Source organism: Mycolicibacterium iranicum (assembly GCF_002101705.1).
GTDB lineage: Bacteria > Actinomycetota > Actinomycetes > Mycobacteriales > Mycobacteriaceae > Mycobacterium > Mycobacterium iranicum.
Genome location: NZ_LQPC01000043.1, coordinates 55748 through 81791, shown reverse-complemented (window position 1 = coordinate 81791; position 26044 = coordinate 55748). Strand labels below are relative to the sequence as shown.

The window sequence follows — 26044 nt, the reverse complement described above, 5'->3', positions numbered from 1 at the left end:
GGACGCTACCCGAGCACCTCGGGTAAGTCGGCCTCCTGCCCGAGCACGTGCTGAGCCAGGAATGCCAGCACGACCTGATACCAGATTTTCGCGTGCTGAGGGCTGAGCACCCAGTGGTTCTCGGAGGGGAAGTACAGGAATCGGTGCACCGTGGTGCCGTCGTCAGCAGCGGGCAGGGCGGAGCTGCTCAACAGCTCGTACCAGAGCCGCAGCGCTTCCCCGATCGGCACCCGGTAGTCCTTGTCACCGTGGATGACGAGCATCGGTGTGCGGATCTCGGAGACGAACAGGTGCGGTGAGTTCGCGCTTGTCATCTCCGGTGTCATTTCTCTGGCCCACCAGTAGCTGCCGTCGGTGGTTCCGCCGAATTGGTCGAGGGCCCAAAGACTGGCATGGGTGACTATCGCCGCGAAGCGGTCGGTGTGCCCGGCTATCCAGTTGGCCATGTAGCCGCCGAAGGAACCACCCATCGCCGCGGTGCGCGCCGCGTCGATGCGCGGATGCGCGCACGCCGCGTCGGTGGCCGCCATCAGATCGGTGTAAGGCGCGAAACCCCAAGCACCCCAGCCTCGTTGGATGAAATCCTGGCCGTATCCGGTGGACAGCGCCGGGTCCGGCAGCAGCACTGCGTAGCCCTGGGCGACCATCACCCACGGATTCCAGCGCCAGTGCCAGGCGTTCCAGCTGGCGAGCGGACCCCCATGGATCCACAGCAGCAGCGGCGCGGGGTCTTCACCGTGTGGGACGACCATCCACGAGCGGACGGTTCTTCCGTCGCCGGCGACGGCGGTAACCTCGGTCAGTTCACCGGGAAGTTCGGGAAACTCGACACAATCGAGGACTGTGACCGACCCGTCGGCATCGATGCGGACCGGGTGCGCGGGCGTCGCATACGAACTGCGCAGCGCAAACAGCACGCCGCCCGGCGCCGTCTGCACGTCGGAATAGGTGAAGTCGTCGGACACCAACGACCGCGCCGCGCCGGTTTCGGGATGCACTTCGAAGATCGGTCCACGGCCGTTGTCGTCAGCGGTCACTATCAGGGTGGAGCCGTCGGCCGACCAAGTCACCGACGTCGGCCACCGGTCCCACTCTGCCGTGACCTCACGGGGCTCCTGCCCGAATTGCTTGATGCACAGCGTGATTCGCGGCGCCTGCTGCGGCGTGGAGATGGTCTCACGAAGGTAGGCCACCGCACCCCCGTCCGGTGCGATCGCCGGGGATCCCACGTCGGCGGCCCCGTCGTCGACGATCGTCGACCGCTCGGCGGTGGTCAGATCGACGCGGACCAGAGTGCTCCGCAGGGCGGCACCAGAAGTCGGAACGCTCCATGATGTGACCAGGAAAGTCCCATCGCGGCTGACGTCGAAATGCGCTTCGCGCAGGGCATCTGCGGGTGCCGGGGTCACATCGCGCGGGCCGGCATGGTCGGCGAGGAACAGATGCGTCTGTGCGGGCCCGAGGTCGTGGTCCCAGGCACGCACCGGGTAGCCGGTGTGCAGGATCGCCGAGACTTTGTTGTCCTTGCGGACTTTCCGCAGGGCGGCATCGGAGTCGACGTCCGCCGACGACGGAAGCATCGACGATGCGGCCACTACGGCACCACCGGCCGACCGGACACCGTCCACGCCTCCGGGGAGCGCGCACAGTTCGTAGCCTTCGCCGCCAGACCCGGGCAGGCACCACAGCGATTTCGGCGGCTTGTCGTCATCGGGAGTCGGACGCGCGGCCAGGAAGAGCAGATCGCCGCCATCGGTGAATTCGGGCGACGACTCCCCGGTAATGCCATGGGTGATGCGGCGGGCGGGTTCTCGTCCCGCCGGGTCGAGCTCCCACAGCGCGGAGACGAACTCGGTGCGCTTGTCGTTGAGCTGCGCGACCGTCGTCACGACCCTCGACCCGTCCGGTGAGACCGCGAGACCCAAAACCCGCGGCAGTGCGAGGTAGGTGTCCAGATCGTGAAAGGGCGTCGGAGATACCGGGATTGCGGCCATGACTCTTCGTAACACAGTGAGGCCGTGGCGGCTGCCGCTGCAAGCCCGCTAGTGTCGCTTCATGCCCGCGCACATCACGATCATCGGCGCCGGCATCGCCGGTCTGGCAACAGCCGTGGCTTTGCAGCGCATCGGTCACGACGTATCGGTCATCGAACATCGCACGGATGTCGGCTCGGGGGCGGGCATCAGCATCTGGCCCAACGCGCTGGCCGCGCTCGACGAGATCGGACTCGGCGACGAGGTCAGACGCTCGGGCGGGCGGGTGACCGCGGGGGCGATCCGCTGGCGCGACGGGACATGGTTGCGCCGCCCCTCGGCACAGCGGATCGTCGCAGCGCTGGGAGAGCCCCTGGTGGTCGTCCGGCGGTCCGCGCTGACCGACATCCTGCAGGGCGCGCTGCCGCCGGGAACCGTCGAGAGGGGCAGGCCGGCCGCCGCGGTCTCCGTCACCGGATCCGGGGCAAGAATCACACTGTCGGACGGAAGCCACCGCGAGGCCGACGCCGTAGTGGGCGCCGACGGCGTCCATTCGATCGTGGCGACGACGTTGAACGGTCCGCTTCGCGCCCGCTACGCCGGATACACCGCCTGGCGCGGGGTGGCTGCGTATGCGCTGGATCCCGATCTGGCCGGCGAGACCATGGCCCCCGGAGCGGAAGTGGGGCACGTTCCGCTCGGCCCCGACCACACCTACTGGTTCGCCACCGAGCGTGCCGTCGAGGGCAGCAGCGCCCCGGATGGCGAACATGCTTACCTCACAGCCAAACTGGCGGGCTGGGCCGACCCGATCCCGCAACTCATCGCCCGCACCGACCCTGGCGACCTGCTCCGCAATGACCTCTACGACCGGGCCCAGCCCCGGCGGTGGTCACGCGATCGGGCCGTGATCGTCGGCGACGCCGCTCATCCGATGCGGCCACACCTGGGCCAGGGCGGCTGCCAGGGCATCGAGGATGCGGCGATCCTGGCTCGATTCGTCGAGTTGGCGCCCGACCTTGCGGCTGCGTTCGAGCGGTTCGGCTCGTTCCGGAAGCGCAGGGTTCGTGCGCTGGTACGCGAATCGTCGACGATCGGGCGTGTGGTCAACCTGCGGCCAGCGTTTCTCAGCGGCCTGGCCAGCCGGGCGACGGCCCTGATCCCGGAGCGGGTGGTGACGTCACATCTGGCTTGGATCGCCGCGGGTTCCGCCTTCGTCCTCCCGACCGCGACGGATGCCGCCGGCTAGCGGTTGTTTCAGCGTGCGGAGCGTGGCACGAAAAGCGCGGTGCACATCTTGCGGAGGTCGATGATTCCGCCGAAGACCGACGTGGGCATCGTCGCGCAACCATTGGCCGAAGCGGGCCTGGAGGCGGGCATCGGAGCGACCGGGGCGGGGTTGCCCCACACCTGAGCCGCGGCGCCCTTGGCACCACACTTCGGCCAGGCCTTCAGACCCTGGGTGCGCAGCACGTTCTCGGCGACGCGGATCTGCTCGTGCCGCGGCGCCGAAGCGGGGTTTCCGACTCCCCCGTTGGCCGACCAGGTGGCCTGCTTGAACTGCAGGCCTCCGTAGTGACCGTTTCCGGTGTTGATCGACCAATTGCCGCCCGACTCGCACTGCGCGATCGCGTCCCAGTTGACCGAATCGGCGTGTGCGGTGGCGGTGCCGCCCTCCATCGCCATCGGCACGACGGCCAAAGCTCCGGAGATCGCGGCGGCCAGGAGGCCCTTGCTGACAACCTTACGAACGTTCATCTCTGCGGTCCTTCCCCGACCGTTATGACTTGAGGCCCGAAAGTGAAGTGGTGCTCGGTTCACGATGCGGCTACCCGGACTGTCGAGTGATGCATGTCACCTGTTACCGGAGAGATGAAAGTTTTAGTAGTTGCTTATATGACGTAAGAGACGTCTGAGAAGAACGGGGCATATGGGCCCTGACGGACGAAAAGGCGGTGCCGACCGAAGTCGGCACCGCCTCTATCAGCTGTGGGTGCGTCAGCCGTGCGTACCGCAGACCGGCCACGCGCCGATGCCCTGCGTCTGCAGGACGTTGTTGGCGACACGGATCTGCTCTTCCCGGCTGGCGGTGTGCGGGGAACCCGAGCCACCGTTGGACTGCCAGGTGCCCATGGTGAACTGCAGGCCGCCGTAATAGCCGTTCCCCGTGTTGATGGACCAGTTGCCGCCCGATTCACAGGCGGCCACAGCGTCCCAGTTGACGCCGTCCGCATTCGCGGTGCCGGCTCCGAGTGCCATCGGCGCCACTGCGAGCGCTCCAGCGATGGTGGCCAGCCCAAACGTCTTGCGGATGTTCTTCAACTTCGATCCTTTCGCCGCGCGCGCGCCATCGACACCCGCAACGACACGTGGGGTCGCGCGGGCGTGCAGCCTGCAAGCAGGCCGGGGTAGTTGGGCCGCGCCGTCTCGGTCGGGCACGGCAGGGGAGGTCGCCTGGGACCTCACCGGGTTGTGAACCCGGCAGCGCGGGTAGTCGATGACCACCCGGGCTCCACTCACACGCTGGTTCGTGGTTTTTGAGTTATTTGCTCCGTAAGAAGCTGAGAGGGACCGTACAAACCCGGTCACGCAAAGTCATCTTGATCGAGATCGTGTCGCGAACAGATCACGGAATGATCACGGGCGAGATTGCCCGTCGTCCATGCAGGTCAACCGACCGTTTGACGCGACTGTCGATGGATCACCGGCACGACGAGAAGGTGAGCCAAATCACTGCCATTTTGTGAACTGGCCCACGTACTGAAACGTCGCCACGGCGCCGACTCGGCGCGAAAAGGCTTGAACGCAGCCATAACACACTCCACGATGCCGTTCGACAGCCTTACAGATTCGCTGAGCGCAGACCTTAATAGGACATCATCTCTAAATAGCAATATCCTGGGGCACAAAGCATTTGAGTGATCAGCGCCTCGCCCCGCAGACGATTCGAGGGTCTACCCCTTCATCGTAGAAACCGCGTGAAGTGCTCAATGCTTCTGCACTACAACGGTTTTCGATGTGAAATCGCCGCAATCGCGCCTCTGTGGTCAAGTCGGAGGTGCCAAGGACGGGACGGGCGTCAGGGGAAGGGCAGCCGATACTTTCATCCGGGGATTCGTCGAGGCTCCCATTCCGGTTACGAAAGATGGTCGAATACGCTCATTTTCGCAATCAATGTCGCCGAAAAGTGTTTTCCACCAAAGGGTTACGTCGTCACGTATGCCCGCGCATGGGCAACATCGGGGACCGCCTTCAGCCCGGCCGTCGACTTTTATCACGAACAAACACGACACAATTCAAAGCAAAACAAATGCGGCGCGAAAATAACAAATACCGCACTAAGTGGTGGCGGGTTTGCTGGATAGTCTCGGCGGGAGCACCGCTTCCAGATCGGCGGCGGTGTTGACGTTGGCCAGGGCCGGCTGCTCGGGCATCACGATCCGCTGCGTGTCGACGGAGTCGGCCAGCGCCCGCATGCTCCGCTGTCCCGCCTCGAGCAGGCCGGGAATGACCGCGTGCAATGCGGTGCGATAGATGCCCGCGAGGTAATGATCGCGACCGTCCCACGGGAGCACCACATCGACATCGAGGCGCTCCGCGGGCCCTGCCAGGGCGTCGATGACATCGGCGGTCAACGCAGGCATGTCGACCGCGCAGACGAACGCGTGCTCGCGACCCGCTTCCGCCGCGGCGCGAAGCCCCCTCGCGGTGGCCAGCAGCGGCCCCACGCCCATCACCTCATCGCGAAGCACGACGGCATCCAAGACCGGCAATGCCTGGCCCGGAGCCGCGACGACGAAAACCGGCTCACACCGCGCGCTGACCACAGAGACCACCCGCTCGACGAGGGTCGGCGATCCGGGAGAACCGTCGACCGGCAGGGTGGCCTTGTCTCGGCCCATCCTTTTCGATGCCCCACCAGCGAGTACCACAGCAGCCAACGGCAGCGACGACGTCACACCCGTGACGTTAGCGCAGCGGATACCGGAGGTCAGTTAGTCGACGGTCCAGGTGTCTTTTCCGCGCAGCAGCGCCTGCAGCGCTGCGGTGTCGTGAGCCCGGCTGTCACGCGCGGTCGCGATCTGCTGACGTGCCGCGTCGTCGTAGGTGGGCTTGCTGACCTGGCGGAAGATCCCCATCACCATGTGATCGAGGTTCTGCTCCGAAAGCCGCGACAGCGCAAAGGCGTAGGCAGGGTCCTGCAGGGCCGCATCGTGAACCACGATCTCGTCAGCCGAGACGTCGGCGGTCTTGGCGACCTCCAGCCCGTAACCCGACTTGATGACGCAGTACTCGCCGTCGGCGCCGAACGTGATGGGCTCGCCGTGAACGATGTTGATCAGTCGCTCCTCGGCACCCTCTTTGCGCAGGGCGTCAAACGAGCCGTCGTTGAAGATCGGGCAGTCCTGCATGATCTCCACGAGCGCGGCACCGCGGTGCTGCGCGGCACCCCGGAGCACCTCGGACAGACCCTTGCGGTCGGAATCCAGGGCACGGCCGACGAAGGTGGCTTCTGCGCCGAGCGCCAGCGACACCGGATTGAACGGGTAGTCCAGCGAGCCCATCGGCGTCGACTTGGTGACCTTCCCCGTCTCCGAGGTGGGCGAATACTGTCCCTTGGTCAGCCCGTAGATCCGGTTGTTGAACAGCAGGATCGTGATGTTGATGTTGCGGCGCAGCGCATGGATCAGATGGTTTCCGCCGATCGACAGCGCATCACCGTCACCGGTGACCACCCAGACCGACAGATCCTCGCGAGCCAGTGCGAGACCGGTCGCGATGGTCGGCGCACGGCCGTGGATCGAGTGGAAACCGTAGGTCTCCAGGTAGTACGGGAACCGGCTCGAGCAGCCGATCCCGCTGACGAACGCGATGTTCTCGCGGCGCAATCCCAGCTCGGGCAGGAAGTTGCGGATCGTGTTGAGGATGACGTAGTCACCGCAACCCGGGCACCAGCGGACCTCCTGGTCGCTGGTGAAGTCCTTGCCCTTCTGCGGCTCGTCGGCCTTGGGGACCAGGCTGGTCTTCGTCAGAGCAGCGTCCGTCAATCCCAGGTCGCTGCCAATCAGGTCAGTCATTTCGCCTCCTCGCGCAAGCGCTCGTAGGTCATGCGCTTACCCCCTCGACGGTGGCCGCCGCCAGCCGCGCGAACTTCGCTTTTTCGGTTTCCTTCTCGGCCAGGGTGCCATCCAGTGCCGAATTGATGATGCCCTCCACCTCGTCGGCGAGAAACGCCATTCCCTCGACCTTGGTCACCGACTGGACATCGACCAGGAACCTTCCGCGCAACAACAGCGCCAGCTGGCCGAGATTCATTTCGGGCACGACCACTTTGGCGTACTTGTTCAGCACGTCGCCGAGGTTGGCCGGGAACGGGTTGAGGTGCCGCAGCTGTGCGTGCGCAACCTTGATCCCGTTGCGGCGCGCACGACGGCACGCCTCGCCGATCGGGCCGTAGCTGCTGCCCCAGCCGAGCATCAGCAGTTCGGCATCGCCGGTCGGGTCATCGACCTCCAGATCGGGCACCGCGATACCGGCGACCTTCTCCTGACGCAGCCGCACCATCAGATCGTGGTTCTTGGGTTCGTAGCTGATGTTGCCTGAGCCGTTGGCCGATTCCAGACCGCCGATGCGGTGCGCCAGCCCTGGCGTACCTGGCACGGCGAACTGACGCGCGAGCGTCTCGGGGTCGCGCGCGTACGGCTGGAACGGCTCACCCTCCTTGGCGAAGGTGTGCTCGATGCCCTCATAAGACGAGATGTCGGGGATGGCCCAGGGCTCCGAACCGTTGGCGATCGCGCCGTCGGACAGGATCATCACCGGGGTGTGGTAGTTGATCGCGATACGCGCGGCCTCCACGGCGATGTCGAAGCAGTCCGACGGGGATCGCGGGGCCAGCAGCGCCACCGGTGACTCACCGTTGCGGCCGAACATCGCCTGCAGCAGGTCAGCCTGCTCGGTCTTGGTGGGCAAACCCGTGGACGGGCCGCCGCGCTGGACGTCGATGACGATCAACGGCAGCTCGGTCATGACCGCGAGGCCGATCGCCTCCGACTTCAGCGAGATACCGGGGCCGGAAGTGCTGGTGATGCCCAGCGCGCCGCCGTAGGAGGCTCCGATGGCGGCGCCGATACCCGCGATCTCGTCCTCGGCCTGGAAGGTCATCACGTTGAAGTTCTTGTGCTTGGAGAGCTCGTGGAGGATGTCCGAGGCCGGGGTGATCGGGTACGTGCCGAGCACGATCTGCAGATTCGACAGGTGACCGGCGGCGATCAACCCGTAAGCGAGCGCGGTGTTGCCGGAGATCTGCCGGTATTCGCCGGTCTTGAGCTTGGCGGGAGACACCTCGTAGGTGGTCGCGAACGCCTCGGTGGTCTCACCGAAATTCCAGCCGGCCTTCAACGCGAGGACGTTGGCCTCGGCAACGTCTGGCTTGCGTGCGAACTTCTCACGGATGAAGGACTCGCTGTGCTCGAGTTCGCGGCCGTACATCCACGACAGCAGCCCGAGGGCGAACATGTTCTTCGCCCGCTGACCGTCCTTCTTCGTCGCACCGATCGATTCGACCGCGCCGAGTGTCAGCGTCGTCATCGGAACGGCCTGCACGACGTAGTCGGAGAGCTCTTCGTTCTCCAGCGGGTTCGCGTCGTAGCCCACCTTGGCCAGATTGCGCTTCGTGAACTCGTCCGAGTTCGCGATGATCAGGCCGCCGCGCGGGAGATCGGAGACGTTCGCCTTGAGCGCGGCGGGGTTCATCGCGACGAGGACGTCGGGCCGGTCGCCCGCGGTGAGGATGTCGTAGTCGGCAATCTGAATCTGAAACGACGACACGCCGGGCAGCGTGCCCTGGGGGGCCCTGATCTCGGCGGGGTAATTCGGTTGCGTGGCAAGGTCATTGCCGAACAGGGCGGCCTCGGAGGTGAACCGGTCGCCGGTGAGCTGCATACCGTCGCCGGAGTCACCGGCGAATCGGATGACGACCTTCTCGAGCTTCTGCCGAGGCGCTCCTGAGACTGGGCTGGCCACGTTGCCGTTCTCTCCCACTCGCCTGCCTTTCGTGTCTTCCCCGGTGCTGCTGAGGCCTACATCTGGCGAATTTCCACCGTGTCGCGATCGACAGGACGCGCCATCAGTGGGAGCTCACCAAAGTTTGGTGTCACTGTGAGTACCGATTATTGCACTTCTCTTAGGTAGTCCTATACCAGGCGGCGAGGTTGCGCACAGGTGGACGGTGCTGAAACGCACTGCTCAGCGCCGCGCGCCTGACGCCGATGAGACAAAACTGTGGCGTTCGTCACGGTGGCGAGACATGTCGCGCTCTTAGAAATAGTTACCAATCAGTAGCAGCCAGCTAGCACCGGCGATGGGTGTTCTAGTAATGGACCGGCAGGTTGTAGGGCGTGATGATCTGAATGGGCACCGGCCGCGCGGGCTCCACGGGCAAAGCGCCTCTCTCCTGCAGGATCAGGCGCAACGCCAGTCGCGCGTCGGCACGCAGGTCGATGTGCAGTACCGCTGAGATGCGACCTTCCCTCAGCAGCCGCCGATTGTCGGCATCGAGGTCGTGGGCGATGAACACCTTGCAGTCGCGACCGATTCTCTCGAAAGCCGCGACCGTCGCAAGATTGCCGCCACCCACGGAGTAGACGGCCTCCACACCGGGATTGGCTTCAAGGGCTTCCAGGACGAGCCGCTCGTTGGTGGCGTCGATGCCGTCGCTGTCGCTGACCTCGACGACGGTCCTCCCCGAGCTGCGCAGCGCAGACCGGAATCCGACCTCGCGCTCACCTTCGCCACGAAATACGGTGCGGCTGAGCGTGATGAGGACACCCGAGGGTGATCCCGCCAGCCACTGCTCGACCAGGTAGGCGGCGGTGACGCCGGCGCCGTGATTGTCGATGCCCACATATCCGCAGCGGGAGCTGGCGGGCACGTCGGTCGTATAGGTCACCACAGGTACGCCCGACTGCACCAGGCGGTCGATCGCCTCCGCGACGTCAGGGTCGTCCTGCGCCTTGAGAACGACACCGTGACTGCCACGGATGCCATCAAGCGCTTCGGCCATCTGCGCCGCGGATCCCGACTCCCAGAGGTGAAAGCGGGCTCGCACCATCGCGGGCGCGAAGGCCGGCAATTCGGCCTCGACGGCGGCGCGGAAGGCGTCAGAGAAGCGCCGCGGTGTCTGCATGACGACGTCGATCAGGTAGCGACGGCCGTTCAGGCGCAACTGAGCACGCTGCTTGTCCAGGTCGGCGATCGCCTGGTTCACCTCGGCGATGGTGTTCTGCCGAACTCCAGGCCTGTTGTTGAGAACGCGGTCGACGGTTGCCTCGCTCAGCCCGGACTGCTGGGCGATCTCGCGGACTTTGTACCGGTGCGGCACCCTGCCCCTCCCTCCCGCCCTTCTCGGCGAGCAGACACAAAGTCGCACGCATCTGACCCCCACGAGGCGATTTTGCGTCTGATCGGACCGAATTTTGAGGTTTTTTTGATGGTTTTTTGCCGTTGATTGCGGTCCTGATCACAGCAAGACTAACTGCCATGGCAACGTCCATCCAGCAGCACATCCACGCCGCGCACTCATGCTGGCTGGGTGAGGCGGATTTCGACCTGGACGACTTCTGCGTCCAGGTCGAGCGCAACACCGACCTCGCCGACTATCCGCACGCCGACGATGTCCGCAGCAATGTGCTCATCTACGACGCTGCTGCCACAGCCAAGACGAGCGACCGTCGCGCGCTGCAAGCGGAGCTCATCCGCGCTCTCGCCGACGGCCCAGGTGTCGTCGTATTCGCCGGCGCGTTCGACGCCGGCGTGGTGGACCGTGCCAGCGAGGCCTTCTTCGCGATCATCGAGGCGCAGCATGCCGATGGCCGCGCCTCAGGCGATCACTTCGGCACGCCCGGCGCCAACGACCGCATCTGGAACGCAGCCCAGAAGCTCGCACTGCACGACCCCGCGGCATTCGCCGACTACTACGCCAATGACGCGCTGGCCGTGGTGTGCCAGGCGTGGCTGGGGCCGAGGTATCAGGTCACGTCACAGGTCAACGTCGTCAACCCGGGCGGTACTGCTCAGGTTCCGCACCGCGACTACCACCTCGGTTTCGTCCCGGAGCACCATCTTGAGCGCTATCCGGCACATATCCACCGCGCCTCCCCGACGCTGACGCTGCAGGGCGCCGTCGCGCATTGCGACATGCCGGTCGAAAGCGGCCCGACGATGCTGTTGCCCCACTCGCAGCGCTTCACCGGCGGCTACATCGCGTTCAACAGGCCCGAGTTCATCGATTACTTCGCCGCCCATCACGTCCAACTGCCGCTGCGCAAGGGGGACGCCGTGTTCTTCAACCCGGCTCTCTATCACGGTGCGGGAAGCAACTTCTCGACGGGATCCTCGGCCATCAGGCGCATCGCGAACCTCATGCAGATCAGCTCACCGTTCGGGCGGGCGATGGAGGCGATGGATCGCACCGCGATGGTGCGCGCGGTCTATCCCTGGCTGCTGGCCATGCAGGCCGCAGGGCGGTCGCACCGCGACGTGGAGAACGTCGTGGTGGCCACCGCAGAGGGCTACGCGTTCCCTACCAATCTGGACAGCGATCAACCCATCGGCAGCCTGGCGCCGCCCAGCCAGGTCGACACCGTACTCGACGCACTGTCCAGAAACTTCACGGAAGAAGACCTCGACATCGCGCTTCGCAATCAGAACGAACGGAGAATGCCATGACCACCCTCGGCCTCATCGGACTCGGCCGAATCGGCGCCTTCCATGCCGACACGCTGACCAATCTGCCTGAGGTCTCCGGACTGGTGATCACCGATGAGCGACCGGACATCGTCAGCGAGGTTGCCGCGAAATACGGTGCCACCCCGGCGGAGTCGGTCGACAAGCTGTTGTCGTCGGGAATCGACGGTGTGATCGTTGCGGCGGCCACCCCGGCGCACGCCGAGCTGACGCTGGCGGCCGTGGAGCGCGGTCTGCCGACCTTCTGCGAGAAGCCCATCGCATCCACGGCATCCGAGAGCGCCCGTCTGGCAGGGGTCATCGGCGGGTCCGGGGTCCCGGTGCAGGTGGGCTACCAGCGTCGCTTCGATGCGGCGTTCGCTGCGGTCAAGCAGGCCGTCGACAGCGGGTCGCTCGGAGCGCTGACGACGGTCCGCAGCACCACCATGGACCCTGCTCCCCCGCCGATGGACTACATCAAGGGATCCGGCGGTATCTTCCGCGACTGCGCCGTGCACGATTTCGACGTCATCCGCTGGGTTACCGGACAGGAGGCCGTCGAGGTGTACGCGACCGGCAGCGTGCAGGGTGATCCGCTGTTCGCAGAGTACGGCGATGTCGACACCGCGGCCATCGTGGTCCGCTTCGACGGTGGCGCACTCGGTGTCGTCTCCGCTGGCCGCTACAACGGACGAGGATATGACTGCCGGCTCGAGGTGCACGGCTTCCAGGACTCCGCCGTCGCCGGCTGGGACCAGGGCGTACCCGTGCTCAATGCCGACCCCGCTCATGACTTCCCGACCGGTCAACCGCACCACTTCTTCATGGATCGCTTCACCGACGCGTTCCGCGCCGAGCTCGCTGCATTCGTGAAAGTCGTTCAGGGAGGCCCGATCCAAGGCGCCACCGTGGCCGATGCGGTCGAAGTGGCATGGATCGCCGAAGCCGCGACAGAATCTCTGCGCCGGGGCGTCCCCGTGGCCATCGAGTCGGTTCGGAAGGAGACACAGCAGTGAAGATCGCCGGTGCCCCTATTTCCTGGGGCGTATGTGAGGTTCCGGGTTGGGGCCATCAGCTCGGCCCGGATCGTGTACTGACCGAGATGCGCCAGGCCGGACTCACCGCAACGGAGCTGGGGCCAGAGGGCTTTCTTCCCACCAACACCGTCGACCTGGTGGAACTGCTGGACAGTCACGGCCTCTCGTGTGTCGGCGGATTTGTGCCGGTGGTCCTCTTCAAAGACGACCATGACCCCGCCGAAGACCTCGCCGGCCCACTGGAGTCGCTGGTCGCCGCGGGTGCAGGAGTGGTGGTGCTGGCAGCTGCGACCGGCTTGGACGGCTACGACGCACGACCGATACTCGACGAACAGCAATGGGCGACACTGCTTTCCAACCTCGATCGGCTAGCCGATATCGTCGCTGCGCGAGGATTGACCGCAGTGCTGCACCCGCACGTCGGCACGATGGTCGAGTCCCGCAGCGAAGTCGACCGCGTGCTCACGGGCTCGACGATCCCTCTGTGCCTCGACACCGGACACCTGCTGATCGGCGGCACCGACCCGCTGGCGCTGACCAAAGAGGTACCCGAGCGGATCAAGCACGCCCACCTCAAGGACGTCGACGCCGCGCTGGCCGCGAAGGTGCAGACCGGGGAGATGACCTACACCCAGGCCGTGGCGGCGGGGATGTATGTCCCGCTCGGCGCGGGGGACGTTGACATCGCCGAGATTGTAAAGACGTTGGAGGACAACGGTTTCAACGGCTGGTATGTCATGGAGCAGGACAAGATTCTCGATTCGGATCCTCAGGCGGGCCAAGGCCCGTTGGGCGACGTGGTGGCCAGCGTTGCGTTCCTGCAGGGCGCCGCAGCCGGCGTCTCGTCATGAGTTTGCGCATCGGAATCCTTGGCGCGTCACGCATCGCCGAATCGGCTATCGTCGAACCGGCCCAGGAGCTGGGGCATCGGTTGGTCGCCGTCGCAGCCCGAGATCCTTTACGCGCCAGAATATTTGCCGACAAGTACGGCGTGGACCGGATCGTGCCGACGTATCAGGATCTGGTGTCCGATCCTGAAGTGGACGTGATCTACAACCCGCTCGCAAACGCACTACACGCGCCGTGGAACTTGGCCGCCGTAGCTGCAGGCAAGCCAGTGCTGACCGAGAAGCCGTTCGCCCGCAATCGCGAGGAGGCGGCGCGTGTCGCGAATGCCGCTGTCACCGCTGACATCACGGTGATGGAAGGGTTCCACTACCTGTTCCATCCCGTGAATCAGCGGGCTCTGGCCGTGGCGCGCGACGGCACGATCGGCGACCTGACGCGCATCGAGGTCCGGATGGGAATGCCTACTCCACAGCCCGATGATCCGCGGTGGTCGCTCGAACTGGCAGGCGGCGCGCTGATGGACCTCGGCTGCTACGCGCTGCACGTCATGCGCAGGTTCGGTGAACCGTCCGTCGTGACAGCGACGGCTGCAGAGCGCTCTGCCGGGGTGGACGAACGATTCGACGCAGAGTTGATGTTTCCCTCAGGGGTGACGGCGTCGACGAGCAATTCGATGGTCGACGATGACTACTCGTTCACGCTGCGAATGCTCGGCACCCGCGGAGAAGTCTTCGTGCACAACTTCATCAAGCCGCGCGACGACGACAGACTGACCATCACGACCGAGCACGGCACGACCGTCGAGCACCACGGGACGCGCGCGTCGTACACCTATCAACTCGAGGCCTTCGCCAACCACGTCCAGCACGCAATGCCGCTGCCGCTGAATGTCGAGGACGCGGTGGCGAACATGGCACTGATCGACGAGGCCTATCGCGCGGCCGGGATGCAGCCGCGCTAGCGCTCGCCCCCCGAACAGCCGCACTGGCGGGTCAGCTCGGGTTTGTCGGCTCGGAAGGCTGCGTGCGGCGCTCGTGCCAGCGCAGGCGCAGCAGGAGCAGCCCGCGGTGGGCACGCCACCCCGCCGACAGCGGGTCACGCCACACCGGGGCGTGCACGCGGTATTCGCGATCACTGTCCATGTCTTCATTGTGCCGGGCGTCGGGCGCACCGGCCCGCCGACAGCCGTACCGACACCATGTCGAGACCATGAACGCTTCGTGAGCGGCGAGAAACCGCTCACTCACAGGTGTCGGCCGAGCCGTGGCGGTGCCCGGGTCACCCGGTTCAGTGCACGTCGAACTTCTCAGCCAACGCCCGCAGTGTCGACTCGATGCCGTCGGCGTTCTTCTTCTGCATCCCGAGAATCTCGATGACCAGCGGAACCTTGGCCGTGGAGTAGTCGAAGGTCTCCGTGACTTTGGTCGCGCCGGGTCCCACTTCGGCGAGTTCCCAGCGCCACCGGTGTCCGAGCGGGTGCTCCCATTCGACGATGCGGTTTTCCTCGACCTTGGTGGCCTTCGACGTGATCTTGTACGGCAGACCGTACTGCGTCATCCCCACGGTGAACTTGTCCCCGACGTTCAGCCGGTGCGGACCTTTGACGTCGATGTCGCGCACGGTCCCGGACCCGTCGATCTCGGGGTGCCGGTGGGGGTCGGCGATGAGGTCGAAGAGTGTGGAAACCGGCGCCGAAACCTGCACGCTGCGACTGACAGCCTTCGGTCCCGCGTCTTCTGTCTTCAGGGTCGAGATAGTCATGGGCGACACGTACCCGGTGCCCTCGACCTCGAACCCCGCCGACTCAGTTCTTGGCGCCGCGCAGTTCGTGGGTGAGCGCTTCCAGCTCGTCACCGCCGGCCATTTCCTGGGTGAGGTGTTCCAGCGTGATGTCGTCGTAGGTGCAGTCCAGCTTCTGCCTGCCGCGATTGAGCAGCACGAAGTGGTCACCGACCATGTGCGCGTGATGCGGATTGTGCGTGATGAACACCACGCCGAAGCCGGCTTCCTTGGCCGCGGTGATGTACTTGAGCACCACCCCGGACTGCTTGACACCGAGTGCCGCGGTCGGCTCGTCGAGGATCAGCACCCGCGCCCCGAAGAACACCGCCCGCGCGATCGCCACACACTGCTTCTGCCCACCGGACAGTGAACCGATCGGTACGTCGACGTCGGGTAGGTCGATCCCCATCTTGGCCAGCTCGGTCAGCGTGGTGGCACGCATCGCGTTGGCGTCCAGTGACCATGGGAACGACTTCTTGCGCAGCTCCTGTCCGAGGAAGAAGTTGCGCCACACCGGCATCAGCGGCACGACGGCGAGGTTCTGGTAGACCGTCGCGATGCCCTTGCCCAGCGCGTCGGCGGGTGAGGCAAACCTGGTCGGCTCACCATCGACGAGCAGTTCCCCTTCGGTCTGCTGGTGCAGGCCGGCGATGATCTTGATCAGCGTGGACTTACCCGCGCCGTTGTCGCCGAGGATGCCGGTCACCTCGCCGGCATGCACCCGAAGGCAGATGTCCTTCAGGGCGGTGATGTTGCCATAGGCCTTGCCGACGTTGCGCAGTTCGACCAACGGCACCCTGCCGCCGGATTGAGAATCGCTGCTTGCCTTTTCGACTGAGATGGTCATCAGATCACTTCTTTGCGGCGTAGTTGCGGAAGGCGTTGTTGGCGATCACCGCGAACAGCAGCATCGCGCCCAAGAAGAACTTGAACCAGTCCGGGTCCCAGCCCGCGTACACGATGCCCTGGTTGGTCATGCCGAAGATGAAAGCGCCGATGGCCGCACCGATCGCAGTGCCGTAGCCACCGGTGAGCAGGCAGCCTCCGATGACGGCGGCGATGATGTAGAAGAACTCATTGCCGATGCCCTGACCGGACTGCACGGTGTTGAACGCGAACAGCAGGTGCATGCCGACGAACCAGGCGCAGAAGCCGACGAACATGAACAGCCCGATCTTCACCTTGGTGACCGGAACACCCACGGCGCGAGCGCTGTCCGAGTCTCCGCCGACGGCGAAAATCCAGTTGCCGACCTTCGTCTTGAACAGCACCCAGGTGGCGATCGCGGTGAACACCAGCCACCACACCACCGTGATGCGAATGCTGACCCCGAACAGGGTGAACGACGACGCGAAGACCTTCTGGGCCGAATCCCAGCCCTGCATGTCGCTGACGCTCTGGGTGGCGACCTGACCGGCCACCAGCTTGGTGACCGCCAGGTTGATGCCGGCGAGCATAAAGAACGTGCTCAACGTGATCAGGAAGCTGGGGATCTTCGTCTTCATCACCAGGAAGCCGTTGAAGAATCCGACGGTCAACGCCAGGATCAGCGAAAGCAGCGCCCCTACCCAAAGATTCAGGTGCAGGTTATAGGCAAGCATCGACGCGGCCAGCGAGCTGAACGTCACGGCCACGCCCGCCGACAGGTCGAACTCGCCGCCGATCATCAACACCGCGACACCGCAGGCCATGATGCCGATCGTCGAGCTGGCGTACAGCACGGTCGCCAGCGAGGCCGCCTCGCGGAACGGCGCCGCCACGATCAGGAAGAAGATGAAGATGCCGATCGCTCCGATGCCGGCACCCATCTCGGGGCGGATCAGAATGCGCTGCAGGCGATTCCGTTCCTTGACGCGCTCGTCGCGGACCACCTTGTGACCGGCGACGTCGAGAGCCTCCTGGGTAGTCACTATCGGGTGCCGCCCTTCGCGTACTCCGCGACCGCGTCGATGTTCGACTTGTCGATGAACGCAGGTCCGGTCAGCGTGGGCTGGCCACCGCCGATGACGTTGCCGTTACTGAGGTACAGCCACAGGGAGTCCACGGCGAGGTATCCCTGCAGGTACGGCTGCTGGTCAACTGCCCACTGGACGTCGCCTGCCTGGATCGCCTCGACGAGGGCGGCATTCGTGTCGAAGGTGCCGATCTTGGCGGTGCTGCCCGCATTCTTGGCCGACTGCACAGCGGTCAGCGCGAAGGGGGCGCCCAGGGCGACGATGTAGTCGACGCTCGGATCCTGCTGCAGCTTGGCCGTGATCGTGGATTCGACCGAGGGCATGTCCTTGCCGTTGACGTTGAGGATCTCGGTGGCGGGGAAGGTCTCCTTCACGCCGGCGCAGCGCGCCTCGAGGTCGACGTGGCCCTGCTCCTGGATGATGCAGATGGCCTTGGTGGCACCTTCGGCCCGCAGCCGGTCACCGACACCCTGGCCCGCGATGCGACCGTCCTGGCCGAAGTATTCCTTGACGCCCATCGGCTTCCACGCGTCCATTCCCGCGTTGAACGCCACGACCGGGATCCCCTTGGCCTCTGCGGCTTTGACCGCAGCCTGCATCGCGTCGGGCTTGGCCAGCGTGACAGCGATGCCGTCCACGTCGCTGTCAACGGCGGTCTGCACCAAATTCGCCTGGTTCGGCGCCTCCGGATCGTTCGAGTAGCGCAGCTCGATGTTGTCCTTCTTCGCGGCGGCCTCGGCACCCTTGCGGATCAGGTCCCAGAACGAGTCGCCGGGTACCTCGTGCGTGATCATCGCGATCGTCATGCGCGGGGTGTCGACGGTGCCGCCGCCCCCACCCTCACCGGACTGCTCTGGTGCTCCGCCGGTCGACGAGCACGACACGATGCCCAGGGCCATGATGCCTGCTCCGGCGAACGCTGCGAGCCGCTTGAACGTCATTGCTTCTCCTTGTCGTCGAGACTGTCGCGACGCCCTCATCGCCCTCCCGGGGTGGTGCCGGGCGACACGCCTCCCTGGTGATGTAATACGGCTCACACCAGAAAGTCAAGACTTTGTCCTGACATTAGGACTGCATGTCATTTGTCGGTCGGCATCCTCGCAGATCAGGCCTTCCTGGCTGCAGTCGACCCGCGAACCACCAAAGTCGGTGTCCTGACGATATCGGTCGGCGCACTACCTGCGCCGTCACCGTCCAGGCGGGACACCAGACGGCTCACCGCTGCGTCTGCGAGCGCAGCCGCATCCTGCCGAATGGTGCTCAACTGAATGTGAGCCAACCCTGCCAGCGGGCTGTCGTCGAATCCGAGCAGCGAGATCTGTTGCGGTACAGTCACTCCCGCCCGAATCAGAACGTCCATTACGCCGAGTGCGCATCTGTCGTTGAATGCGAACACCGCGTCGGGAAGGTCGCCCGTTTCGAGCATCGCCGCCGCCGCGGCGGCACCCTCGCGTTCGGTGAGACCACCGGGACGCACGACCTCAGGCAGACCGGCGTCTCCGGTGGCCCGCCGATAACCACGCAACCGTTCTGCCGCTCCCGGCGCACCGCCGCCGTCCAGGTAGAGGATCCGCCGGTGCCCCAGGCCGAGCAGGTGTTCCACGCCCGCAACAGCCCCCGCCACGTCATCGCTGCGCACCGCGTCCACAGCGCGAACCCGGCGTGCCATCACCACCACCGGCATTCCGGACGCAAGGTCGCCGAGCCGACCTGCACGCATTCGGGGCCCGATGAGAATCAAGCCCTCGCACCGATCGTCGACCAGAGTGCGCACCGCCCGCATTTCGTCGCGGTGCGGGGTCACCGCGCTGAGGACGACGTCGTAACCGAGCGCCTCAGCCGAGGCATACACCCCGTCGACGAGATCGGCGTGAAAGGCCTGTCCCACAGCGAAAGTCAGGCCGATCAGATTCGAGCGGCGCTGGCGCAACCGGCGGGCGCGCGGGTCCGGACGGTAACCGAGTTCGTCGGCCGCGCGTTTGACCCGCTCGCGCGTGTGGTCACTGGCCCCTGGCGCGTCGCGCATCACGATGGAGACCAACGCACGCGATACGCCGGCGCGGGCGGCGACGTCTTCCAGCGTCGGTCGGCGGTTCACCCGCTACAGCCTAGAACGTTCCAGCTTCGTCGTTGACGGATCGATCCTGCTCGCCCTAACGTACTAGAACGTTCTAGGTCTGTAGGCGGAGATTCGGAGGGTCTATGCCCGGTTCAACCATCGAAAGCCAAACCGGTTTCGCAACAACAGGATCGGTCTGCACCGTGTCTTCCACCGTCTTGACGGGAGTTCGGTGGTGAGCTTTCAGCTGGCTGTGTGCTCGGAGATGGTGTTCCGCGATCTACCGATTCTGGATCGGGTGAAGCGCATCGACGAACTCGGCTTCGCGGTCGAGATCTGGAGTTGGCACGACAAGAACCTCGACGAGCTTGCAGCGACCGGCGCGACGTTCACATCGATGACGGGCTACCTGCACGGCGATCTCATCGACCCCATGACCTGTGACGAGGTGATTCGCACCGCCGAGCTCAGCATCGAAGCCGCGGAGACCCTGGGCGTGAGGCGGCTGAACCTGCACACCGCCGAACTCGTCGACGGTCGGGCGGCACGGCCGCGGCAGCGCGCCACCGGCCAGATGTGGCTGACTGCGGCGCACACCCTGGAGCGCCTCGGCGAACTCGGTGCAGCGGCAGGGGTGACATTCTGCGTGGAGAACCTGAACACCATCGTGGATCATCCTGGGGTTCCACTCGCCCGCGCCAAGGACACACTTGCCTTGGTCGAGGGCGTCGGCCATCCCAACGTCAAGATGATGCTGGACCTCTATCACGCCCAGATCGGTGAGGGAAATCTGATCGAGTTGGTGCGACGGTGCGGCGATGCCATCGGCGAGATCCAGATCGCCGACGTACCGGGCCGATGCGAGCCCGGGACCGGTGAGATCAACTACCCGGCCATAGCGGTCGCGCTGCGCGAAATCGGTTATGCGGGAACGATCGGCATGGAGGCCTGGCCCTCCGGTGCCGGTGTCGAGGGCAGCGCGGCGGCGCTGGATGCGTTCCGCGCCGCATTTAGCTGACCTCCGCCGAAACTGCATTCCGTGCGCATGTTTCGCCGAAAAGACCGCGTGGAATGCAGTTTCGGCGGGATCAGGTCAGCGGTCGACGAGTGTGGTGTCGAAGTAGTAACGGGAGGCCCGGTAGCAGTGGTGGCCGTACTCGACCGCGGCACCGGAGTCGTCGAAAGCGGTGCGCGCCATCGTCAGAAGCGGTGCGTTCGGCTTCTCGTCGAGCAGCTGCGCCTCGGCGCGCGTGGCGCTGCGTGCGCCGATGCGTTGCCGGGCAAGCCGAATGTGGACGCCGCGCGCCCGCAACGACTGATAGAGGCCGTTGGTCTCGAGCTCTTCGGAATCGGGCGCGATATCGGCGGGCAGGTGGTTGATCATCAGGGCGAGGGGTTCGCCATTGGCGCAACGCAACCGGTGGATGGACACCACCTCGCGGTCCTCGGCGATGTTCAGCTCGCGGGCGACCTCTTCGTCGGGCGGCCCTACCTGATACTTGAGCAGTTTGGTGGTGGGCTCCTGTCCTGCGCGGGCGAGGTCGTCGAACAAGCTGGTCAACTCCACACGGCGGTGAACGGGGTTCTGGACGACCTGGGTGCCGACACCCCGCTTACGTACCAGCAAGCCCTTGTCGACGAGCTCCTGGATGGCGCGACGGGTGGTGGGGCGCGACAGGGTCAACCGCTTGGCCAGCGCGAGTTCGTTCTCGAACCGGTCGCCGGGCGAGAGTTCGCCGTCTCTGATGGTGGCCTCGATCGCCTGGGCGAGTTGATAGTAGAGAGGAACCGGGCTTGACCTGTCGAGCTCCACTGTCAGGGGCACGTCGGCTCCGATCTCGTGTTGGGCCAGTCAACAGAAGCTGAATACTAACATCGATTGAGATAAAGATAGAATGTCAGGACAAAGTCTTGACACCGCACCGTGACCAGGGGCACAGTCTTAGGCAGCCACCCACACCTATCCGTCGGAGTGACTCGTGATGACCAACCATCCATATGACGTACTCGCCATCGGGCGCAGCGGCGTCGATGTGTACCCCCTTCAGGTCGGAGTCGGCCTCGAGGAGGTCGAGACGTTCGGGAAGTTCCTGGGCGGCAGTGCCGCCAACGTCGCGGTCGCTGCCGCGCGTCTGGGCAGTCGATCTGCGCTCATCTCCGGCGTCGGCGACGATCCGTTCGGTCGCTACGTCCGGGCCGAACTAGCCCGCCTCGGAGTCGACAACCGGTATGTCGCAACCCACGGCGAATTCCCTACGCCGGTGACGTTTTGTGAGATCTTCCCGCCCGACGACTTCCCGCTGTACTTCTACCGCAAGCCCAGCGCGCCGGATCTGCAGATCCACCCCGATGAGATCGACGCCGACGCGGTACGCTCGGCGCGGCTGTACTGGTCGACGGTCACCGGACTTTCCGAAGAGCCAAGCCGCAGTGCACATTTCGCAGCGTGGGAGCTGCGTGAACGCAAACCGCTGACAGTGCTCGATCTCGACTACCGCCCGATGTTCTGGGCGACACCCGGTGCCGCCACCGATCAGGTGCAGAGGGCGCTGGCGCATGTGACCGTCGCCGTCGGCAATCGGGAGGAATGCGAGATCGCCGTCGGTGAGTCCAACCCGCACAAGGCCGCGGACGCGTTGCTCGACCTCGGCATCGAGCTGGCGATCGTCAAGCAGGGGCCACGCGGCGTGCTGGGAAAGACTCGTCATTCGTCGGTTACAGTGCCGCCCAACGAAGTTGACGTCGTCAACGGGCTCGGCGCCGGCGACGCGTTCGGCGGAAGCCTGTGCCACGGCCTCCTCAACGGTTGGTCTCTGGAGAAGACGCTGCGCTACGCCAACGCCGCGGGGGCGATCGTGGCCGGTCGGCTCGAATGCTCGACCGCCATGCCGACCGCCGCCGAAGTGGCCGAACTGGCCGAGCAGACCGCAGTGGGGGCCGTCAATGTCTAAGTCTGCGCTGTGCCGGGACTACGCCCAGATCACCGAGGTCCGGGCTGGCGACCCTGGCGCAATCGCGCGTGCCTGGGCGCACCGCACGCCACGGCCAACGTTGCGCGGCAACGGACGGCTGATGATCGTGGCAGCCGATCACCCGGCACGAGGTGCACTCGCGGTGGGGTCCCGTCCCGCGGCGATGAACAGCCGTACCGACCTGCTCGACCGGTTACGCGCCGCGCTCGCTGATCCCGGTGTGGACGGCGTGCTGGCCACCGCCGACATTCTCGACGACCTCGTGCTCCTGGGTGCGCTCGAGGACAAGGTCGTGTTCTCGTCGTTCAACAGGGGCGGGCTGGCGGGCGCATCCTTCGAACTCGACGACAGGATGACCGGCGCCACGGCCGCCTCCACCGCGGCGGCGAACATGAACGGCGGAAAGATGTTGTGCCGCATCGACCTCGATGATCCTGGCACCGTCGCCACGATGGCAGCGTGCGCCAAGGCCGTTGACGAGCTCGCCGCCCATGGGCTGATCGCCATGGTGGAGCCGTTCATGTCCACCCGGGTCGACGGCAAGGTCAAGAACGACCTCTCCCCCGATGCCGTGATCAAGTCGGTGCACATCGGTCAGGGCCTTGGTTCGACATCGGCGTACACCTGGATGAAGCTGCCCGTCGTCCCCGAGATGGACAGGGTGATGGAGTCGACCACTCTGCCCACCCTGCTTCTCGGCGGGGACCCGACCGATCCGGAGGAGGCCTTCGCCAGCTGGGAGAAGGCGCTGTGCCTTCCGTCGGTGCGCGGCCTGATTGTCGGCCGCACCCTGCTGTACCCACCCGATGACGACGTCAGCTCCGCCGTCGCGACCGCGGTGGCGATGGTCCGATGAATTCCCCGTTGTACATAAAAGCCAACAGCGCCGCCGCGCCGTTCACCGTGGCGATCACCCCAGAAGACGCCGGCTGGGCCGAATGTTCGCTGCACGTGGTCGATCTCGGCACGGAGGGTTCGATATCGCTGAACACCGGGCACACCGAGGTGATGATCCTGCCGCTGTCCGGCGGCGGAACCGTCGCATGCGGCGACGACAGCTTTGATCTGACGCCGCGGGCTTCGGTGTTCGACGGTCCGGCCGACATGGTGTACCTGGGCATCGACCAGGCCTACACCATTTCCGGGCACGGCCGGATCGCGATCTGCGGTGCGCAGGCCACGAACGCATTCCCCAATCGCCGCGTCGCAGCCGCCGACGTCGCCGTCGAACTGCGCGGCGCGGGCAACTGCAGCCGCCAGGTCCACAACTTCGGCACCGCGACGGCGTTCCAAGCGGACTCGCTGATCGCGTGCGAGGTGATCACGCCCGGCGGCAACTGGTCGAGCTATCCCGCCCACAAGCACGACGAGAACACCGACGTGGAGACACAGCTCGAAGAGATCTACTACTTCGAAATCGACGATTCTCCTGCCGGGACACCGGGCTTCGGGTACCACCGGGTCTACGGGACGCCCCAACGGCCGATCGAGGTCCTCGAAGAGGTTCGGACCGGAGACGTCGTGCTCGTCCCCCACGGTTACCACGGCCCGTCCATCGCAGCACCCGGTCACCACATGTACTACCTGAACGTGATGGCGGGCTCGGGGCCCACCCGCGCCTGGCTCATTTGCGACGATCCCAATCACACCTGGCTGCGCGGCAGCTGGGAGCACCAGGAGATCGACCCGCGCCTGCCCTTCACATTGTCTTCGCGAAAAGGGGAATGACACAGTGGTTTCCACCGCGCCGAAGTCGACCGAGAAGCTCGTCGACAACGAACCGACCGTGCGGCTCACCGTCGCGCAGGCGACCGTTCGCTTCCTGTCCAACCAGTATGTGGAACGCGACGGTGAACGGCACAAGTTCTTCGCCGGCTGCTTGGGCATCTTCGGCCACGGCAACGTGGCGGGCATCGGGCAGGCGCTGCTGCAAGCCGAAATAGAAGCGGTCGAATCGAACACCGAGCCCGGCCTGAAGTACGTGCTCGGCCGCAACGAGCAGGCTATGGTGCACACGGCCGTTGCCTATGCACGCCAGCAGGATCGCACCCAGACGTGGGCGGTGACCGCGAGCATCGGCCCCGGCTCGACGAACATGCTGACCGGGGCGGCGCTGGCCACCATCAACCGGCTGCCCGTATTGCTGTTGCCCTCCGACACATTCGCGACCAGGGTGAGCTCCCCGGTCCTTCAGGAGCTCGAGTTGCCGTCTTCGGGCGACGTCACCGTCAACGACGCGTTCAAGCCGCTGTCGCGCTACTTCGATCGCGTATGGCGCCCAGAGCAACTGCCTGCCGCGCTGCTCGGCGCGATGCGCGTGCTCACCGACCCTGTCGAGACCGGTGCAGCGACCGTGGCGCTCCCCCAGGACGTGCAGGCGGAATCGTTCGACTGGCCTGTATCGCTGTTCGCCGAGCGCACCTGGCACATCGCTCGGCCACAACCGGAACGTGCCGTCATCGCCAAGGCAGCCGACGTGATCCGGTCGGCGACCAAGCCGCTGATCGTCGCCGGCGGCGGGGTCATCTACTCCGGCGCCAGTGAAGCTCTGGCTCGCTTCGTAGCCAATAGCGGAATCCCGGTGTGTGAGACTCAGGCCGGCAAGGGATCGCTGCTGCACGAGGATCCTCGCTCGGTCGGTGCCGTCGGGTCGACGGGCACCACCGCGGCCAACGCACTGGCCAGCGAGGCCGACGTCATCATCGGAATCGGCACCCGCTACAGCGATTTCACGTCGGCGTCACGTACGGCGTTCAACAATCCCGACGTCCGCTTCGTCAACATCAACGTCGCGTCGCTCGACTCGGTGAAGCAGGGCGGCATCAGCGTCGTCTCCGACGCCCGCGAGGCGTTGGAGGCGCTCACCGACCTGCTCGGCGACTACTCGGTCAGCGACGAATACAGCAGGCGTGCAGGTGAACTCATGACCGAGTGGAACGCTACCGTCTCCAAGGCATACCGCACCGAGGACGGGGCCGCATTGAACCAGAACCAGGTGATCGGCCTGGTCAACACCCTGTCGGATCCCCGCGACATCGTGGTGTGCGCCGCGGGCTCGATGCCCGGCGATCTGCACAAGCTGTGGCGGATGCGCGACCGCAAGGGCTACCACGTCGAATACGGGTTCTCCTGTATGGGATATGAGATCGCGGGCGGCATCGGGGTGCGGATGGCCGCACCGGACCGCGACGTGTTCGTCCTGGTGGGCGACGGCTCGTACCTGATGATGGCGACCGAACTGGCCACCGCGGTGCAGGAAGGCGTCAAGATCATCCCGGTTCTGGTTCAGAACCACGGCTTCGCGTCGATCGGCGGCCTGTCGGAATCTTTGGGCTCCCAACGATTCGGTACGTCCTACCAGTACCGCGGAGAAGCGGGCCGCCTCGACGGCGGGCATCTGCCGGTGGACCTGGCCGCCAACGCCGCCAGCCTCGGCGCCGACGTCATCAAGGCGGGCACTGCCGCGGAGTTCACCGACGCGGTCAAGGTCGCAAAGGCCAGCGACCGCACCACCGTCATCTACGTCGAGACCGACCCGATGATCTATGCGCCGGACAGTCATTCGTGGTGGGACGTACCCGTCAGCGAGGTGTCGACCCTAGAATCGACGCAGCAGGCCTACGCGCGGTATGTGGATTGGAAGAAGGTCCAGCGCCCGTTGATCAACCCGTCCGATCGCTAGCTCGAAGGA

Annotated in this window: 24 protein-coding genes; 10 read left to right on the top strand and 14 right to left on the bottom strand. The window is 65.4% G+C overall.

What is annotated here, in order from left to right; all coding sequences use genetic code 11:
* Nucleotides 1-5: 5 nt before the first annotated feature.
* Complete coding sequence (locus tag AWC12_RS20575) at nt 6-1994, bottom strand: S9 family peptidase (protein ID WP_085176703.1); 1989 nt, start codon at nt 1992-1994, stop codon at nt 6-8.
* 61 nt (nt 1995-2055) lie between these two features.
* On the opposite strand from AWC12_RS20575, the gene AWC12_RS20570 reads away from it, so the two are divergent.
* Complete coding sequence (locus AWC12_RS20570) at nt 2056-3222, top strand: FAD-dependent monooxygenase (RefSeq protein WP_085176701.1); 1167 nt, start codon at nt 2056-2058, stop codon at nt 3220-3222.
* 8 nt (nt 3223-3230) lie between these two features.
* Here AWC12_RS20570 and AWC12_RS20565 read toward each other — a convergent pair whose 3' ends face one another.
* The 6 genes from AWC12_RS20565 to AWC12_RS20540 form a co-directional block, all read right to left on the bottom strand.
* Nucleotides 3231-3731 (bottom strand): transglycosylase family protein, encoded by a 501-nt coding sequence (locus AWC12_RS20565; RefSeq protein ID WP_024447925.1) that lies wholly within the window; start codon nt 3729-3731, stop codon nt 3231-3233.
* A 240-nt stretch (nt 3732-3971) separates the two neighbouring features.
* Nucleotides 3972-4295, bottom strand: a complete 324-nt coding sequence (locus AWC12_RS20560; RefSeq protein WP_085176699.1) for a transglycosylase family protein — start codon at nt 4293-4295, stop codon at nt 3972-3974.
* 1016 nt (nt 4296-5311) lie between these two features.
* On the bottom strand, nt 5312-5932 hold the full coding sequence (gene mobA, locus AWC12_RS20555; protein WP_085176697.1) for a molybdenum cofactor guanylyltransferase: 621 nt from the start codon (nt 5930-5932) through the stop codon (nt 5312-5314).
* Between the two features lie 36 nt (nt 5933-5968).
* On the bottom strand, nt 5969-7051 hold the full coding sequence (locus tag AWC12_RS20550; protein ID WP_085176696.1) for a 2-oxoacid:ferredoxin oxidoreductase subunit beta: 1083 nt from the start codon (nt 7049-7051) through the stop codon (nt 5969-5971).
* Between the two features lie 28 nt (nt 7052-7079).
* On the bottom strand, nt 7080-9017 hold the full coding sequence (locus tag AWC12_RS20545) for a 2-oxoacid:acceptor oxidoreductase subunit alpha (RefSeq protein ID WP_085176694.1): 1938 nt from the start codon (nt 9015-9017) through the stop codon (nt 7080-7082).
* A 328-nt stretch (nt 9018-9345) separates the two neighbouring features.
* Complete coding sequence (locus tag AWC12_RS20540) at nt 9346-10356, bottom strand: LacI family DNA-binding transcriptional regulator (protein ID WP_085176692.1); 1011 nt, start codon at nt 10354-10356, stop codon at nt 9346-9348.
* A 158-nt stretch (nt 10357-10514) separates the two neighbouring features.
* Here AWC12_RS20540 and AWC12_RS20535 point away from each other — a divergent pair, with 158 nt between their 5' ends.
* Genes AWC12_RS20535 through AWC12_RS20520 form a run of 4 tightly spaced genes read left to right on the top strand, consistent with a single transcriptional unit; the run spans nt 10515 to nt 14546 of the window.
* The gene (locus tag AWC12_RS20535; RefSeq protein WP_085176690.1) at nt 10515-11702 is read left to right on the top strand and encodes a phytanoyl-CoA dioxygenase family protein; all 1188 of its coding nucleotides are present in this window, start codon (nt 10515-10517) and stop codon (nt 11700-11702) included.
* Nucleotides 11699-12715 (top strand): Gfo/Idh/MocA family protein, encoded by a 1017-nt coding sequence (locus tag AWC12_RS20530; protein ID WP_085176688.1) that lies wholly within the window; start codon nt 11699-11701, stop codon nt 12713-12715. The genes AWC12_RS20535 and AWC12_RS20530 overlap by 4 nt, the downstream gene beginning before the upstream one ends.
* On the top strand, nt 12712-13587 hold the full coding sequence (locus AWC12_RS20525; protein WP_085176686.1) for a sugar phosphate isomerase/epimerase family protein: 876 nt from the start codon (nt 12712-12714) through the stop codon (nt 13585-13587). Before AWC12_RS20530 ends, AWC12_RS20525 begins: the two co-directional genes overlap by 4 nt.
* Nucleotides 13584-14546, top strand: a complete 963-nt coding sequence (locus tag AWC12_RS20520) for a Gfo/Idh/MocA family protein (protein ID WP_085176684.1) — start codon at nt 13584-13586, stop codon at nt 14544-14546. Before AWC12_RS20525 ends, AWC12_RS20520 begins: the two co-directional genes overlap by 4 nt.
* Before the next feature lie 31 nt (nt 14547-14577).
* On the opposite strand, the gene AWC12_RS31170 is transcribed toward AWC12_RS20520, so the two are convergent.
* From AWC12_RS31170 to AWC12_RS20490, 6 genes are all read right to left on the bottom strand, one after another.
* On the bottom strand, nt 14578-14727 hold the full coding sequence (locus tag AWC12_RS31170) for a hypothetical protein (protein ID WP_162562248.1): 150 nt from the start codon (nt 14725-14727) through the stop codon (nt 14578-14580).
* Between the two features lie 145 nt (nt 14728-14872).
* A complete protein-coding gene (locus AWC12_RS20510) occupies nt 14873-15346 on the bottom strand; it encodes an SRPBCC family protein (protein ID WP_024447914.1) in 474 nt (157 codons plus the stop codon).
* A 43-nt stretch (nt 15347-15389) separates the two neighbouring features.
* Nucleotides 15390-16214 (bottom strand): ATP-binding cassette domain-containing protein, encoded by an 825-nt coding sequence (locus AWC12_RS20505; protein WP_085176680.1) that lies wholly within the window; start codon nt 16212-16214, stop codon nt 15390-15392.
* 4 nt (nt 16215-16218) lie between these two features.
* Entirely contained in the window at nt 16219-17277 is a 1059-nt protein-coding gene (locus AWC12_RS20500) for an ABC transporter permease (protein ID WP_085176678.1), read from the bottom strand.
* Complete coding sequence (locus AWC12_RS20495; RefSeq protein WP_024447911.1) at nt 17277-18263, bottom strand: substrate-binding domain-containing protein; 987 nt, start codon at nt 18261-18263, stop codon at nt 17277-17279. Before AWC12_RS20495 ends, AWC12_RS20500 begins: the two co-directional genes overlap by 1 nt.
* Before the next feature lie 164 nt (nt 18264-18427).
* The gene (locus AWC12_RS20490) at nt 18428-19420 is read right to left on the bottom strand and encodes a LacI family DNA-binding transcriptional regulator (RefSeq protein WP_085176677.1); all 993 of its coding nucleotides are present in this window, start codon (nt 19418-19420) and stop codon (nt 18428-18430) included.
* Between the two features lie 196 nt (nt 19421-19616).
* Between AWC12_RS20490 and AWC12_RS20485 the strand changes: the two genes are divergently transcribed.
* On the top strand, nt 19617-20399 hold the full coding sequence (locus AWC12_RS20485) for a TIM barrel protein (RefSeq protein WP_085176675.1): 783 nt from the start codon (nt 19617-19619) through the stop codon (nt 20397-20399).
* 75 nt (nt 20400-20474) lie between these two features.
* Here the strand turns inward: AWC12_RS20485 and AWC12_RS20480 are convergent, their stop codons facing one another.
* A complete protein-coding gene (locus tag AWC12_RS20480) occupies nt 20475-21206 on the bottom strand; it encodes a GntR family transcriptional regulator (protein ID WP_085176673.1) in 732 nt (243 codons plus the stop codon).
* A gap of 157 nt (nt 21207-21363) precedes the next feature.
* Between AWC12_RS20480 and iolC the strand changes: the two genes are divergently transcribed.
* From iolC to iolD, 4 genes are read left to right on the top strand one after another with little or no spacing between them, the layout of a single operon-like run.
* On the top strand, nt 21364-22332 hold the full coding sequence (gene iolC / locus AWC12_RS20475) for a 5-dehydro-2-deoxygluconokinase (protein WP_085176672.1): 969 nt from the start codon (nt 21364-21366) through the stop codon (nt 22330-22332).
* Entirely contained in the window at nt 22325-23209 is an 885-nt protein-coding gene (locus AWC12_RS20470; protein ID WP_085176670.1) for a Cgl0159 family (beta/alpha)8-fold protein, read from the top strand. The genes iolC and AWC12_RS20470 overlap by 8 nt, the downstream gene beginning before the upstream one ends.
* On the top strand, nt 23206-24081 hold the full coding sequence (gene iolB, locus AWC12_RS20465) for a 5-deoxy-glucuronate isomerase (protein ID WP_085176668.1): 876 nt from the start codon (nt 23206-23208) through the stop codon (nt 24079-24081). Before AWC12_RS20470 ends, iolB begins: the two co-directional genes overlap by 4 nt.
* Nucleotides 24082-24085: 4 nt before the next feature.
* The gene (gene iolD, locus AWC12_RS20460) at nt 24086-26035 is read left to right on the top strand and encodes a 3D-(3,5/4)-trihydroxycyclohexane-1,2-dione acylhydrolase (decyclizing) (protein ID WP_085176667.1); all 1950 of its coding nucleotides are present in this window, start codon (nt 24086-24088) and stop codon (nt 26033-26035) included.
* Nucleotides 26036-26044: the final 9 nt, after the last annotated feature.